Below are 12,281 nucleotides of genomic sequence, written 5' to 3' on the forward strand. Positions count from 1 at the left end.
AACTCTTGTGAGGTGTTCAGGCACGTCGCTCAAGCAACTGAGCCGCCAATTGTAGCAAACCGTCGGCATGCAAATTGGAGGGAAAGTCGCGCAATGCGTGAATCGCGCGTTTTGCCTCGTCGGCCGCGGCCGCGCGCGAGGCCTCCAGGGCGCCGGTGGCGTGGACGATTTCGACGATCTTGCCCAACTGGGCAGTGTCGCCGGCCTCGATGGCTGCACGCACCAGCGTCGCCTGCGCAGGGCTGCCGCGCCGCATGGCGAAGATCAGCGGCAGCGTGGTCTTGCCTTCGCGCAGGTCGTCGCCCACGTTCTTTCCCGTTTCGTGCGCATCCCCGGCGTAGTCGAGCACGTCGTCGATCACCTGGAAGGCCGTGCCCAGGGCCTGGCCGTAGGTGGCGCAGGCTTCCTCGACTTCGGGCGTGGCGCCCGCCAGCACGGCGGCGAGCCGCGTGCTGGCCTCGAAAAGCTTGGCGGTCTTGGAGCGGATCACGCGCAGGTAGGCGGATTCGTCCAGCGTCGCGTCGTGCATGTTCATCAGCTGGAGCACTTCGCCTTCCGCGATCACGTTGGTCGCCTCGGCCAGAATCTGCATGATGCGCATGTTGTTTGCATCCAACATCATCTGGAAGGCGCGCGAATAGAGGAAGTCGCCGACCAGCACGCTGGCCGGGTTGCCGAACGATTCGTTGGCGGTCGGGCGCCCGCGCCGCAGGGTCGATTCGTCCACGACGTCGTCGTGCAGCAGGGTGGCCGTGTGGATGAACTCCACCACCGCCGCCAGGTTGAAGCGCTGCTCGCCCGTGTAGCCGAGCGCGCCCGACATGAGCAGCAGCAGTGCCGGGCGCAGGCGTTTGCCGCCCGCGGAGATGATGTATTTCGACACCTGGCTGACCAGGGGCACGCCCGTGTCGAGGCGCTGCGCGATCACACGGTCGACTTCGACCATGTCGCCGGCGATCAAATCCAGCACGGTGGCGGTGGGGGAGGTATCGGCGGCGTGGACTGGCAAGGCGTTTGCGCGCGGCGCGTCTGAATGCGAAAGTGACAGCGGCACGAGGCCGGAAGGCGCAGATTATAGGGAGGAGCGCGCGTCGTCCCGGCGGCCCGCCGGCTCAAACCATGTTAGCGCGTGCAAACCGTGCTAGAATCTTGGGCTCTGCGGAATTCGCCGTAGAGCTCATTCCTTAAGAGGTTCACATGTACGCGGTCATAAAAACCGGCGGCAAGCAGTATCGCGTTGCTTCCGGCGAAAAAATTAAAGTAGAACAGATTGCTGCGGATGTAGGCCAGGAAATCGTGATCGATCAGGTTCTTGCAGTCGGCAACGGCAGCGAAATCAAGATCGGTACGCCCCTGGTGTCCGGCGCAACGGTGACAGTCACGGTACTGTCGCACGGCAAGCACGACAAGGTCGGCATCTTCAAGATGCGCCGTCGCAAGCACTATCAGAAACGTCAAGGCCATCGCCAGCAGTTCACGGAACTGCAAATCGGCGCGATCGCCGGCTAAGGAGCAGATTCCATGGCACAGAAAAAAGGCGGCGGCTCAACGCGAAACGGGCGCGATTCCAAGCCCAAGATGCTCGGTGTGAAGGCCTTCGGCGGCGAACTGATCAGCGCAGGCTCGATCATCGTGCGCCAGCGCGGCACCCAGTTCCACCCCGGCGTGAACGTCGGCGTGGGCAAGGACCACACGCTGTTCGCACTGGTGGACGGCCACGTGTCGTTCGGCGTCAAGGGCGCACTGAACAAGCACATGGTCAACGTGACCCCGGCATAAGCCCGAGTCACTTCGATCAGCTCGAAGCCCCGCTTTGTCGGGGCTTCTTCATTTGTACACTGGATACCCCATGAAGTTCGTCGACGAAGCCTTCATCGACATCGCCGCAGGCGATGGCGGCAACGGCTGCGTGTCGTTCCGTCATGAAAAATACAAGGAATTCGGCGGCCCGAACGGCGGCGACGGCGGCCGCGGCGGCCACGTCTATGCGGTGGCCGATTCCAACCTCAACACCCTGGTCGACTTCCGCTACTCGCGCCGCCACGAGGCCAGGCGCGGCGAGCACGGCATGGGCTCCGACATGTTCGGCGCCGCGGGCGACGACATCCTCCTGAAGATGCCCGTCGGCACCATCATCAGCGACGCCGAGACCGGCGAAGTGCTGTACGAGCTGCTGAAGGAAGGCGAGGTCGTCACCATCGCCAAGGGCGGCGACGGCGGCTTCGGCAACATGCGCTTCAAGAGCGCCATCAACCGCGCCCCGCGCCAGAAGACCCCGGGCTGGCCGGGCGAGAAGAAGAGCCTCAAGCTCGAACTCAAGGTGCTCGCCGACGTCGGCCTGCTGGGCATGCCGAATGCGGGCAAGTCGACCCTGATCAGCGCCATCTCGAACGCGCGCCCGCGCATCGCCGACTATCCCTTCACCACGCTGCACCCGAACCTCGGTGTCGTGCGAGTCGGCCCGGAGCAGAGCTTCGTGGTGGCCGACCTGCCGGGCCTGATCGAGGGCGCATCCGAAGGCGCGGGCCTCGGCCACCTGTTCCTGCGCCACCTGCAGCGCACGCGGCTCTTGCTGCACGTGATCGACATGGCGCCGTTCGACGATGCCGTCGATCCGGTCGCCCAGGCCAAGGCCATCGTCGGCGAGCTCAAGAAGTACGACGCCGCGCTCTACGAAAAGCCGCGCTGGCTGGTGCTGAACAAGCTCGACATGGTGCCCGTGGACGAGCGCGCCGCGCGCGTGAAGGACTTCGTCAAGCGGTTGCGCTTCAAGGGTCCGGTGTTCGAGATCTCCGCGCTCACGCGCGAAGGCTGCGAGCACCTGGTGCAGGCCGTGTACCAGCAGGTCAAGGCGCAGCATGCGGCGGAACACGTGCCGGTCGAGGTCGACCCGCGCTTTGTCGAGCTGCCGCCCGATACCTCTTCTTCCTCCACCTGACGCTCCGCACGCCGCATTCACGACCGCCACGCCCCCCATGACCTCGAACTCCGGATCCACTGCCTTGCGGGATGCCCGCCGTATCGTCGTCAAGGTGGGCTCCAGCCTCGTGACCAACGAGGGGCGCGGTCTCGATGAGGCGGCCATCGGCGAATGGTGCCGGCAGCTGGCGGTGCTGGTGCAGGGCGGCCGCGAGGTCGTGATGGTGTCCAGCGGCGCCATTGCCGAAGGCATGAAGCGCCTGGGCTGGCGCACGCGGCCGCACGAGGTGCATGAACTCCAGGCCGCCGCGGCCGTCGGGCAGATGGGCCTGGCCCAGATGTACGAGACCAAGCTGCGCGAGAACCAGATCGGCAGCGCCCAGGTGCTGCTCACCCATGCCGACCTGGCCGACCGCGAGCGTTATCTCAATGCGCGCTCGACCCTCGTCACGCTGCTCGGGCTGGGCGTGGTGCCGGTCATCAACGAGAACGACACAGTCGTCAACGATGAGATCAAGTTCGGCGACAACGACACGCTGGGTGCACTGGTGGCCAACCTGGTCGAAGCCGATGCGCTGGTGATCCTCACGGACCAGAAGGGCCTCTACACGGCCGACCCGCGCAAGGACCCGGACGCGAAGTTCGTGCACGAGGCGGCGGCCGGCGACCCCGCGCTCGAAGCGATGGCGGGCGGGGCGGGCTCCAGCCTCGGCCGCGGCGGCATGATCACCAAGATCCTCGCGGCCAAGCGCGCGGCCGGCTCGGGCGCCTCCACCGTGATCGCCTGGGGCCGCGAGCCCGACGCCCTGCTGCGCCTCGTGCGCGGTGAATCCATCGGCACGCTGCTGGTGGCGCAGACCGCCAAGCACCAGGCGCGCAAGCGCTGGATGGCGGACCACCTGCAGCTGCGCGGCGCGGTCACCGTCGATGCCGGCGCGGCGGCCAAGGTGCGCGCCGAGGGCAAGAGCCTGCTGCCGATCGGCATGACCGGCGTCTCGGGCGAGTTCTCGCGCGGCGACGTGATCGCCGTGCGCGATGCCGATGGCGTGGAACTCGCTCGCGGCCTGGCCAACTACTCGAGCGTCGAGGCCCGGCTGCTGTGCCGCAAGCCCTCGTCGGAGTTCGAGCGGCTGCTGGGCTATGTGGCGGAGCCGGAAATGGTCCACCGCGACAACATGGTGCTGATGCGCGGCTGATGAAGGCGGGGCGCCGGGCCCCGCCGGCTCGCTACTGCACTTCCCGAATCGGGTTGCGCAGGTTCTGGACCATATCCCCGACCGAATTGCGCGGCGCATTGCCGCGGCACAGCGCCTGGCTCGACAGCGCCGAGGCGTAGCGCGAATTCAGGTCGCTGATGCGCTTCCACTCCGGTGTCTTCGTTTCCTGCCAGGCGCCGTTGTTGTAGCGGGCGTAGCTCTTCATTTCCCCGGTCGAGCAGCGCACACCTTCGTAGAACGCGTTGACGCCGCCGCCGTCGCGGTTCTGCGCCACCACCACGTAGCGCACGATGCCGTCGCGGGTGATGGCGATGGTTTTCGGATCGACGCCGAACTTCAGGCTCATGTAGGGCGGCATCGCGATCGGCTCGAGGCGCTTTTCGTCGAAGGCGGGCGGGGGCGGGGCCTCGGTTTCCTTCCATTCGGCGTCGGTCTCGTAGCGCTTGGGCGCTGGCTGCATGCCGGCCTGCGCCCAGTCGGGGTTGTCCGTGTCGTGTGTGCCCGATGCGCATCCCGCCAGCAGGGTCAGGCACACGGCGAGCAGGGCGCCCTCAGCGCTGCGACGGAAGGAAGGGCGCTTTGTTATGGGGAAGAGGGGAAGGGTCATCGCTCGCAGAAGTAATGTCGGGATGCGGATCGAAACTGCCGCCGGGCGGCAGGTCCAGCCCCGCGGGCGCGCCGCCATCGGGCGTGTGGCGCTCGAACTCCCGGGCGCGCACGTTGCTGCGCAGGAAGCGGTTGCGGAAATCCTGCCGCGGCAGGTAGCGAGCAAGCTCGGTCAGTGCCATCTCGTAGACGCCGCGTTTGAATTCGACGACCACATCGAGTGGCACCCAGTAATCGTGCCATCGCCAGGCGTCGAATTCGGGGTGGTCGGTCGCGCGCAGGTTCAGATCCCAGTCGTGACCGATCAATTGCAGCAAATACCAGATTTGCTTCTGGCCCTTGTAGTGGCCCCGTGCGTCACGGCGAATGAACCGATCCGGCACCTCGTAGCGCAACCAGTCACGGGTACGGGCCACGATGCGCACGTGCTCCGGATGGAGTCCGACTTCCTCGTGCAGTTCCCGGAACATGGCTTGCTCGGGACTTTCGCCGCGGTCGATGCCGCCTTGCGGAAACTGCCAGGAATGCGTGCGTATGCGTTTGCCCCAGAAAACCTGGTTTCTCTGGTTGAGCAGGATGATGCCGACGTTGGGCCTGAAGCCGTCCCGGTCGAGCATAATCAAACCCCAATTTTTGAACTGAGTCGATTATGCATGCCGGGTTGCACACGGCAAGCGGCCAGTTCGAGGCCAGCGGGTTCCCGGAGGGTCTCTCCGCCGGCATCCGTCTTCCCCACGATTTTTGAATCCACCAGCGCGATCCCGATGAAAGCTTCCCGATTTTTTGTCTCCACCCTCAAGGAAGCGCCCGCTGACGCCGAGGTCGCGAGCCATCGGCTCATGATGCGCGCGGGCATGATCAAGAAGCTCGGCACCGGCATCTACACCTACATGCCGATGGGGCTGCGCGTGATCCGCAAGGTCGAGGCGATCGTGCGCGAGGAAATGAACCGCGCCGGCGCGGTCGAGCTCACGATGCCCGTGGTGCAGCCGGCCGAGTTCTGGCAGGAGACCGGCCGCTTCGACAAGATGGGCCCCGAGCTGCTGCGCATCAAGGACCGGCACGACCGCGACTTCGTGGTCCAGCCCACCAGCGAAGAGGTGGTGACCGACATCGCGCGCCAGGAAATCCGAAGCTACAAGCAGCTGCCGAAGAATTTCTACCAGATCCAGACCAAGTTCCGCGACGAGCGCCGTCCGCGCTTCGGCCTGATGCGCGGGCGCGAGTTCATCATGAAGGACGCCTACAGCTTCGACCGCGACCTGGGCGCGGCCAAGGCCAGCTACCAGGTCATGGCCGATGCCTACCGCCGCATCTTCGACCGCTTCGGCCTGCGCTACCGCGCCGTGGCGGCCGACAGCGGCGCCATCGGCGGCGACCTGAGCGAAGAGTTCCAGGTGATTGCCGCCACTGGCGAAGACGCCATCGTCTATTGCCCCGGCAGCGACTACGCGGCCAACATGGAGAAGGCCGAGGCGCTCGCTCCGGCCGGCCCGCGCCCTGCCGCGGCCAAGGCGCTCGAAAAGACGCCCACCCCGGGCAAGAGCACCTGCGCCGCCGTGGCCGAACTGCTCGGCGTGCCGCTCTCGACCACCGTCAAGTCGCTGGTGCTGGCAACGGACGTTGTCGACGAGGCCGGCAACCCCAGGGGTTCGCAGGTCTGGCTGCTGCTCTTGCGCGGCGATCACGACATGAACGAGATCAAGGTCGGCAAGGTGCCGGGCCTGGACAAGGGCTTCCGCTTCGCGACGCTGACCGAGATCGACGACCACTTCGGCTGCAAGCCCGGCTACCTCGGCCCGCTGAACCTCAAGAAGCCCGTCAGGCTCGTGGCCGACCGCGAGGTGGTGGTCATGGCCGACTGGATCACCGGCGCCAACGAGATCGACTTCCACATGACCGGCGTCAACTGGGGCCGCGACCTGCCCGAGCCCGAACTGGTGGCCGACCTGCGCAACGTGGTGGCCGGCGACGCCTCGCCCGACGGCAAGGGCGTGCTCGCGATCGAGCGCGGCATCGAGGTGGGCCACGTATTCGTGCTCGGCACCAAGTACAGCAAGGACATGAACGCCACCTACCTCGACGAAGCCGGCAAGCCGCAGTTCCTCGAGATGGGCTGCTACGGCATCGGCATCACGCGCCTGCCGGCCGCCGCCATCGAGCAGAACCACGACGAGCGCGGCATCATCTGGCCGGACGCGCTGGCGCCGTTCACGGTGGTGGTCTGCCCGATCGGCATGGACCGCAGCCCCGAGGTCAAGGTGGCGGCCGAAGCGCTGTACGAGCAGCTGCTCGCGGCCGGCGTCGACGTGCTGCTGGACGACCGCGGCGAGCGCCCGGGCGCGATGTTCGCCGACTGGGAACTGATCGGCGTGCCGCACCGCGTGGTCATTTCCGACCGCGGCCTGAAGGAAGGCCAGCTCGAATACCAGCACCGCCGCGACACGGCGGCCACCAAGGTGCCCGCGGCCGGTATCGCCGAATTCATCGCCGGCAAGCTCGCGCAATGAGCCTGGAGGGCGGCCTCTCGCGACGCCGGTGCCTGATGGGCGGCGCCGCGGCGGTGGGCGCCCTGGCGGCGCTGTCGCTGCCGCAGGCCGCGCATGCCGGCGCGCAGATCGAGGAGCCGCTGATCGACTCGGTGCGCACCGCGCTGAGTTCGGCCGTGCACAACAAGGCGCCGCCGGTGCCCGAGTTCTCGAGCACCGAGGCCCGCCTGACCTACCTGCGATGGCTGGGCGAGATGAGCGAGCGCCTCAAGAAGAAGATTGCTGACTGGCCCACGCGCAAGGAATTCCTGCAGACCGTCTGGTATGAAGCCAAGCGCTCGGGCCTGGACGTGAGCCTGGTGCTCGGGCTGATCCAGGTCGAGAGCAACTTCCGCAAGTTTGCGGTGTCCAGCGCCGGTGCGCGCGGCTACATGCAGGTCATGCCGTTCTGGACCCGCGTGATCGGCGACAGCGACCCCGCCAAGCTGTTCCACATGCAGACCAACCTGCGCTTCGGCTGCGTGATCCTGCGCCACTACCTCGACCGCGAGAACGGCGACCTGTACATGACCCTCGGGCGCTACAACGGCAGCCGCGGCAAGGCGCCGTACCCCAACGCCGTGTTCGCGAACCAGCGCCTCTGGGCCTACGACGACAAGGCGCGAGAACGCGAGCGGGACCGCTCGGCAGCCTGAATATCTGTTTCAGGAATACCGCGGAACCGGCTTTGCCGGGCCGCTGGTATTGCCCCCCGGCAGGGGGTTGGCGCGCGTGACGCGAAGTGCGCGCAGACTGGGGGCGAGCCAAGTCTTTCGAGCTAAGTCCTTGTCACCATCACCTGGTCGATGCGGTAGCTGTCGACGTCCATCACTTCGAAGGTGTAGCCGCCCCAGCTCACGCTGTCGGTGCGCTTGGGCACCCGCCGCAGCATCACCATCAGGAAGCCGGCCAGCGTTTCGTAGTCGTCCGGATGCGGCATCTCGTCGATGTGCAGCGCGCGCTGCACGTCCTGGATCGGCGTGACGCCGTCGATCAGCCACGAGTTCTCGTCGCGCTTCACGATCTGCTCCTCGTCGGGCAAGGAGACGAGGTCGCCCATCACCGTGCTCATCACGTCGTTGAGCGTGATCACGCCCACCACCAGGCTGTATTCGTTGACGATGATCGCGAAGTCTTCATGCGCCTGCTGGAACTGCTCGAGCACCTCGGTGAGCGAGAGCCGGTCGGGGACGACCAGCGCCTTGTGCAGCGTCAGGCCCTGGTCGAAGGCCAGCGGCTGGCCGCTGAGCACGCGCTGGAACATCTCCTTGGCGTCGACATAGCCGAGCACATGGTCGATGTCGCCGTCGCACACCGGGTAGGCCGAAAAAGGCTCGGCCACGATGCGCGCCCGCAGCACCGATTCCGGGTCGTCGTGCAGGAACCAGGCGATGTTGTCGCGCACCGTCATCACGCTGCTGACCAGCCGCGTGTCGAGTTCGAACACGTTGGCGATCACCTGCTGCTCGCGCACCGCCAGCACGCCCGCGCGCGCGCCGGCTTCGGTCATGGCCAGGATGTCGGCCGAGGTGATCTTGTCGTCGCGCACCAGCGGCATGCCCAGCAGCTTGAAGAGCATGTCGGTGGAGCGCGTGAAGAACCACACCAGCGGCTTGAAGGCGGTGATCAGCACCAGCATCGGGCCGACCATGCGAACCGCGATGCGCTCCGGGTCGCTCATGCCCAGGCGCTTGGGGAACAGGTCGGCGAACACCAGGAACACCGCGATGACGATCACGAACGAGCACAGGAAAGCCACGTTCGCCGAGGCCTCCACGCTCATCCAGCCCTCGAAGAAGCGCGCGAAGTAGGGGCTGAGCGAGCCCTCGCCGACCACGCCGCCGAGGATCGCCACCGCATTGAGGCCGATCTGCACCACGGTGAAGTAGTGGCCCGGCTGTTCCTGCACGCGCAGCACGCGCTCGGCCCGCGCATCGCCCTCGTCGGCCATCTGGCGCAGGCGCAGGCGCCGCGAGGCGGCCAGCGTGATTTCGGCAAGGGAGAAGAACGCGCTCATCGCGATCAGCAGGACGATGATGAGCAGGCTTTGGGTGAGGGTCATGGTGGCACGGCGAAGAATGCCATGGTGCCATGACTCGGCCCGGGAAAAGCGATCAGACGCCGCCGTGCGGATGGGTCGGGTCTACCCAGAGCACCGATTCAGGTTTTTCCACCGGTTCGATATCGAGATTGATCGCCACCGCCTCGCCGTCGCTGCGGCACAGCACGCATTCGAGCGACTCGGTGGCGCTGGCGTTGATTTCCTGGTGCGGCACGTAGGGCGGCACGTAGATGAAGTCGCCCGGGCCGGCCTCGGCCGTGAACTCGAGCTTCTCGCCCCAGCGCATGCGGGCCCGGCCGCGCACCACGTAGATCACCGATTCGAGGTGCCCGTGGTGGTGGGCGCCGGTCTTGGCGTCGGCATGGATGGTGACGGTGCCGGCCCAGAGCTTCTGCGCGCCGACGCGCGCAAAGTTGATGGCCGCGGCCCGGTTCATGCCGGGCGTCTGGGCGGTGTTGGCGTCGAGCTGGTTGGCCGCGATCACGCACACGCCGTCGTGCTTCCAGGCCGGCGCGGCCTTGCCCTCATGGCCGTGGTCGTGGCTCATGGCGGGCGCGGAAATCAAGCCGCGTTGCTGCTGCCGCCCAGCACCTGCTGCAGCTCGCCCGACTCGTACATCTCCATCATGATGTCCGAGCCGCCGACGAATTCGCCCTTCACGTAGAGCTGGGGGATCGTGGGCCAGTTGCTGTATTCCTTGATGCCCTGGCGGATGCCGTCGTCCTCGAGCACGTTGACGGTCTTGAGCGTCCTGGTGTCGACGCCGACCGCCTTGAGGATCTGGATGGCGCGGCCGGAGAAGCCGCACATCGGAAAGCTGGCGTTGCCCTTCATGAAGAGCACGAGGTCGTTGGTCTTGACGAGATCGTCGATGCGTTGCTGGGCGTCGGACATAGGGACTCCTGAAAAATGGGCTTGGGGGGATTATTTCACCGTGCGCCAGATCCCGCCGGAACAGCGTTGGATGCCGGCAAGGTCGTCGCGGCTTTGCGCTTCCGCAAAGCCGCGCGCTTCGAGCAGCTGGCGCACGGCCGCGGCCTGGTCATGGCCGTGCTCGAGCAGCAGCCAGCCGCCGTCCGCAAGGTGCGCGGGGGCCTGCCGCACGATCTGGCGGATGTCGGACAGTCCGTCGGGCCCAGCCACCAGCGCCGCCAGGGGCTCGTGCTGCAGCGCCGGCAGGTGCGGGTCGCCGGCTGCGATGTAGGGCGGATTGCTCGCAATGACCGCGTAGCCGCCGGCCGCGCCGTCGAGCCAGTGGGCCTGGCGAAAGCGCACCGGCAGGCCCAGGCGCTGCGCATTGGCCTCGGCGACGGCGAGAGCATCGGCGCTGGCATCAACCGCGTCGACCTGCGCGTCGGGGCGCGCATGCTGCAGCGCCAGCGCGATCGCGCCGCTGCCGGTGCCCAGGTCGAGCACCTGCGGCGCCTTGCGGCCTTCGAGGCATTGCAGGGCCCAGTCGACCAGCGTTTCGGTGTCGGGGCGCGGCACCAGCACCCGTGCATCCACCTGCAGGTCGAGGCCGTGGAATTCCTTTTCGCCGAGCAGGTAGGCCACCGGTTCGCCCGCCAACCGGCGCGGCAGCTGCGCCGAAAGTGCGGACCAGGCCGCATCGGAAACGGCGTCGGTGTCGTGCGCCAGCAGCCAGGCGCGGTCGTTCGGCGCGCGGCCCAGCGCATGCAGCAGCAGCAATTGCGCGTCGAGCCGGTCGACGCCCAGCGCCACGGCCGCGGCCAGCGCCTGGGCCACGGTGGAGGGGGTGGTGGCCGTGGCCGTCATGCCGGCAGGCTCGATTCGAGCTCGGCCAGTTGCTCGGCTTCGCGCGCGGCGCGCAGTGCGTCCAGCACGTCGCCGAGGTCGCCTTCCATGATGGCCTGCAGCTTGTAGAGCGTGAGGTTGATGCGGTGGTCGGTGAGCCGGCCCTGCGGGAAGTTGTAGGTGCGGATGCGGTCGGAGCGGTCGCCGCTGCCGATCAGGCCCTTGCGCATGGCGGCGTCCTTGGCGGCGCGCTCGCTGCGGTCCTTTTCCTGGATGCGCGCGGACAGCACTTGCAGCGCCTTGGCCTTGTTGCGGTGCTGGCTGCGGTCGTCCTGGCACTCGGCCACGATGCCGGTTGGAATGTGCGTGATGCGCACGGCCGAGTCGGTCTTGTTGATGTGCTGGCCGCCGGCGCCGCTCGCGCGGTAGGTGTCGATGCGCAGGTCGGCCGGGTTGATCTGCACCGCCACGGTTTCGTCGGGCTCGGCCAGCACGGCCACGGTGCAGGCGCTGGTGTGGATGCGACCCTGGGTTTCGGTGGCCGGCACGCGCTGCACGCGGTGGCCGCCCGATTCGAAGCGCAAGCGGCCAAAAACATCGTTGCCGGCGATGCGGATCACCACTTCCTTGTAGCCGCCGAGCTCGCTCTCGCTCTCGCTCACCACTTCGCAGCGCCAGCCGGCGCGCTCGCAGTAGCGCGTGTACATGCGCAGCAGGTCGCCCGCGAACAGCGCCGACTCGTCGCCGCCGGTGCCCGCGCGGATTTCGAGGAAGGCGTTGCGCGCGTCGTCCGGATCCTTGGGCAGCAGGAGGCGCTGCAGCTCTTCCTCGAGCTGCACGAGTTCGGCCTGCGCGGCGGCGATTTCTTCACGGGCCATCTCGGCCATGTCGGGGTCGTCGAGCATCTCGGCCGCGCCGGCGATGTCGGCTTCGCGCTGCTTGTAGCGCTCGTAGCGGCCCGCGATCTGCGTGATCTCGGCATGCTCGCGCGAGATGGTGCGGTACTGCGCCATGTCGCTCATGATGTCTTCGCGCGAAAGCAGGAAGTCGAGTTCGCCCAGGCGCTGGGCGTAGCGTTCGAGTTGGTGGCGCAGAAAGGTCTTCACGGCGGAAAGGAGCTCGGAAAAATGGGAGAGGGCGCCGCGGTGCCGCGGCAGGGCGCATGTAGGACTGCGGCCGAAAAGCCGGGCCGCT

14 protein-coding genes are annotated in these 12,281 nt (G+C 67.1%); 6 read left to right on the forward strand and 8 right to left on the reverse strand.

Going from position 1 to position 12,281, the window contains the following annotated elements:
- Window positions 1-16: 16 nt before the first annotated feature.
- Complete coding sequence (locus L1081_RS25280) at window positions 17-1,009, reverse strand: polyprenyl synthetase family protein (RefSeq protein WP_021008896.1); 993 nt, start codon at window positions 1,007-1,009, stop codon at window positions 17-19.
- 188 nt (window positions 1,010-1,197) lie between these two features.
- On the opposite strand from L1081_RS25280, the gene rplU reads away from it, so the two are divergent.
- The 4 genes from rplU (at window position 1,198) to proB (ending at window position 4,115) form a co-directional block, all read left to right on the forward strand.
- The gene (gene rplU / locus L1081_RS25285; protein ID WP_015866992.1) at window positions 1,198-1,509 is read left to right on the forward strand and encodes a 50S ribosomal protein L21; all 312 of its coding nucleotides are present in this window, start codon (window positions 1,198-1,200) and stop codon (window positions 1,507-1,509) included.
- 12 nt (window positions 1,510-1,521) lie between these two features.
- Entirely contained in the window at window positions 1,522-1,779 is a 258-nt protein-coding gene (rpmA, locus tag L1081_RS25290) for a 50S ribosomal protein L27 (RefSeq protein ID WP_015866991.1), read from the forward strand.
- A gap of 70 nt (window positions 1,780-1,849) precedes the next feature.
- Window positions 1,850-2,938 (forward strand): Obg family GTPase CgtA, encoded by a 1,089-nt coding sequence (gene cgtA, locus L1081_RS25295; RefSeq protein WP_319427486.1) that lies wholly within the window; start codon window positions 1,850-1,852, stop codon window positions 2,936-2,938.
- A 37-nt stretch (window positions 2,939-2,975) separates the two neighbouring features.
- Window positions 2,976-4,115 (forward strand): glutamate 5-kinase, encoded by a 1,140-nt coding sequence (gene proB / locus L1081_RS25300; protein WP_319427485.1) that lies wholly within the window; start codon window positions 2,976-2,978, stop codon window positions 4,113-4,115.
- 31 nt (window positions 4,116-4,146) lie between these two features.
- Here proB and L1081_RS25305 read toward each other — a convergent pair whose 3' ends face one another.
- On the reverse strand, window positions 4,147-4,671 hold the full coding sequence (locus L1081_RS25305; protein ID WP_489414588.1) for a CNP1-like family protein: 525 nt from the start codon (window positions 4,669-4,671) through the stop codon (window positions 4,147-4,149).
- A 16-nt stretch (window positions 4,672-4,687) separates the two neighbouring features.
- Window positions 4,688-5,359 carry an RNA pyrophosphohydrolase gene (locus tag L1081_RS25310; protein WP_489416838.1) on the reverse strand — a complete coding sequence of 224 codons (672 nt, stop codon included), beginning with the start codon at window positions 5,357-5,359 and terminating at the stop codon, window positions 4,688-4,690.
- Between the two features lie 147 nt (window positions 5,360-5,506).
- On the opposite strand from L1081_RS25310, the gene L1081_RS25315 reads away from it, so the two are divergent.
- On the forward strand, window positions 5,507-7,252 hold the full coding sequence (locus L1081_RS25315; protein WP_489414589.1) for a proline--tRNA ligase: 1,746 nt from the start codon (window positions 5,507-5,509) through the stop codon (window positions 7,250-7,252).
- Window positions 7,249-7,926 (forward strand): transglycosylase SLT domain-containing protein, encoded by a 678-nt coding sequence (locus L1081_RS25320; RefSeq protein WP_489414590.1) that lies wholly within the window; start codon window positions 7,249-7,251, stop codon window positions 7,924-7,926. Before L1081_RS25315 ends, L1081_RS25320 begins: the two co-directional genes overlap by 4 nt.
- A 122-nt stretch (window positions 7,927-8,048) precedes the next feature.
- On the opposite strand, the gene paeA is transcribed toward L1081_RS25320, so the two are convergent.
- From paeA to prfA, 5 genes are read right to left on the reverse strand one after another with little or no spacing between them, the layout of a single operon-like run.
- On the reverse strand, window positions 8,049-9,332 hold the full coding sequence (gene paeA / locus L1081_RS25325) for a polyamine export protein PaeA (RefSeq protein WP_489414591.1): 1,284 nt from the start codon (window positions 9,330-9,332) through the stop codon (window positions 8,049-8,051).
- A 52-nt stretch (window positions 9,333-9,384) separates the two neighbouring features.
- Entirely contained in the window at window positions 9,385-9,879 is a 495-nt protein-coding gene (locus tag L1081_RS25330; protein ID WP_489414592.1) for a cupin domain-containing protein, read from the reverse strand.
- A 14-nt stretch (window positions 9,880-9,893) separates the two neighbouring features.
- The gene (gene grxD / locus L1081_RS25335; protein WP_489414593.1) at window positions 9,894-10,226 is read right to left on the reverse strand and encodes a Grx4 family monothiol glutaredoxin; all 333 of its coding nucleotides are present in this window, start codon (window positions 10,224-10,226) and stop codon (window positions 9,894-9,896) included.
- Between the two features lie 30 nt (window positions 10,227-10,256).
- A complete protein-coding gene (gene prmC / locus L1081_RS25340) occupies window positions 10,257-11,108 on the reverse strand; it encodes a peptide chain release factor N(5)-glutamine methyltransferase (RefSeq protein ID WP_489414594.1) in 852 nt (283 codons plus the stop codon).
- The gene (gene prfA / locus L1081_RS25345; protein ID WP_489414595.1) at window positions 11,105-12,193 is read right to left on the reverse strand and encodes a peptide chain release factor 1; all 1,089 of its coding nucleotides are present in this window, start codon (window positions 12,191-12,193) and stop codon (window positions 11,105-11,107) included. The genes prmC and prfA overlap by 4 nt, the downstream gene beginning before the upstream one ends.
- Window positions 12,194-12,281: the final 88 nt, after the last annotated feature.

The sequence above is a fragment of the Variovorax sp. MSC1_012 genome, assembly GCF_023667525.1.
In the GTDB taxonomy this organism is placed as follows: Bacteria; Pseudomonadota; Gammaproteobacteria; order Burkholderiales; family Burkholderiaceae_C; genus Variovorax; species Variovorax beijingensis_B.

What these genes read in the sequence shown, in the direction of transcription:
- rplU (WP_015866992.1), top strand. Translation starts at nt 1,198, where the DNA reads ATGTACGCGGTCATAAAAACCGGCGGCAAGCAGTATCGCGTTGCTTCC.
- rpmA (WP_015866991.1), top strand. Translation starts at nt 1,522, where the DNA reads ATGGCACAGAAAAAAGGCGGCGGCTCAACGCGAAACGGGCGCGATTCC.
- cgtA (WP_319427486.1), top strand. Translation starts at nt 1,850, where the DNA reads ATGAAGTTCGTCGACGAAGCCTTCATCGACATCGCCGCAGGCGATGGC.
- proB (WP_319427485.1), top strand. Translation starts at nt 2,976, where the DNA reads ATGACCTCGAACTCCGGATCCACTGCCTTGCGGGATGCCCGCCGTATC.
- L1081_RS25310 (WP_489416838.1), bottom strand. Translation starts at nt 5,359, where the DNA reads ATGCTCGACCGGGACGGCTTCAGGCCCAACGTCGGCATCATCCTGCTC.
- L1081_RS25315 (WP_489414589.1), top strand. Translation starts at nt 5,507, where the DNA reads ATGAAAGCTTCCCGATTTTTTGTCTCCACCCTCAAGGAAGCGCCCGCT.
- L1081_RS25320 (WP_489414590.1), top strand. Translation starts at nt 7,249, where the DNA reads ATGAGCCTGGAGGGCGGCCTCTCGCGACGCCGGTGCCTGATGGGCGGC.
- paeA (WP_489414591.1), bottom strand. Translation starts at nt 9,332, where the DNA reads ATGACCCTCACCCAAAGCCTGCTCATCATCGTCCTGCTGATCGCGATG.
- L1081_RS25330 (WP_489414592.1), bottom strand. Translation starts at nt 9,879, where the DNA reads ATGAGCCACGACCACGGCCATGAGGGCAAGGCCGCGCCGGCCTGGAAG.
- grxD (WP_489414593.1), bottom strand. Translation starts at nt 10,226, where the DNA reads ATGTCCGACGCCCAGCAACGCATCGACGATCTCGTCAAGACCAACGAC.
- prmC (WP_489414594.1), bottom strand. Translation starts at nt 11,108, where the DNA reads ATGACGGCCACGGCCACCACCCCCTCCACCGTGGCCCAGGCGCTGGCC.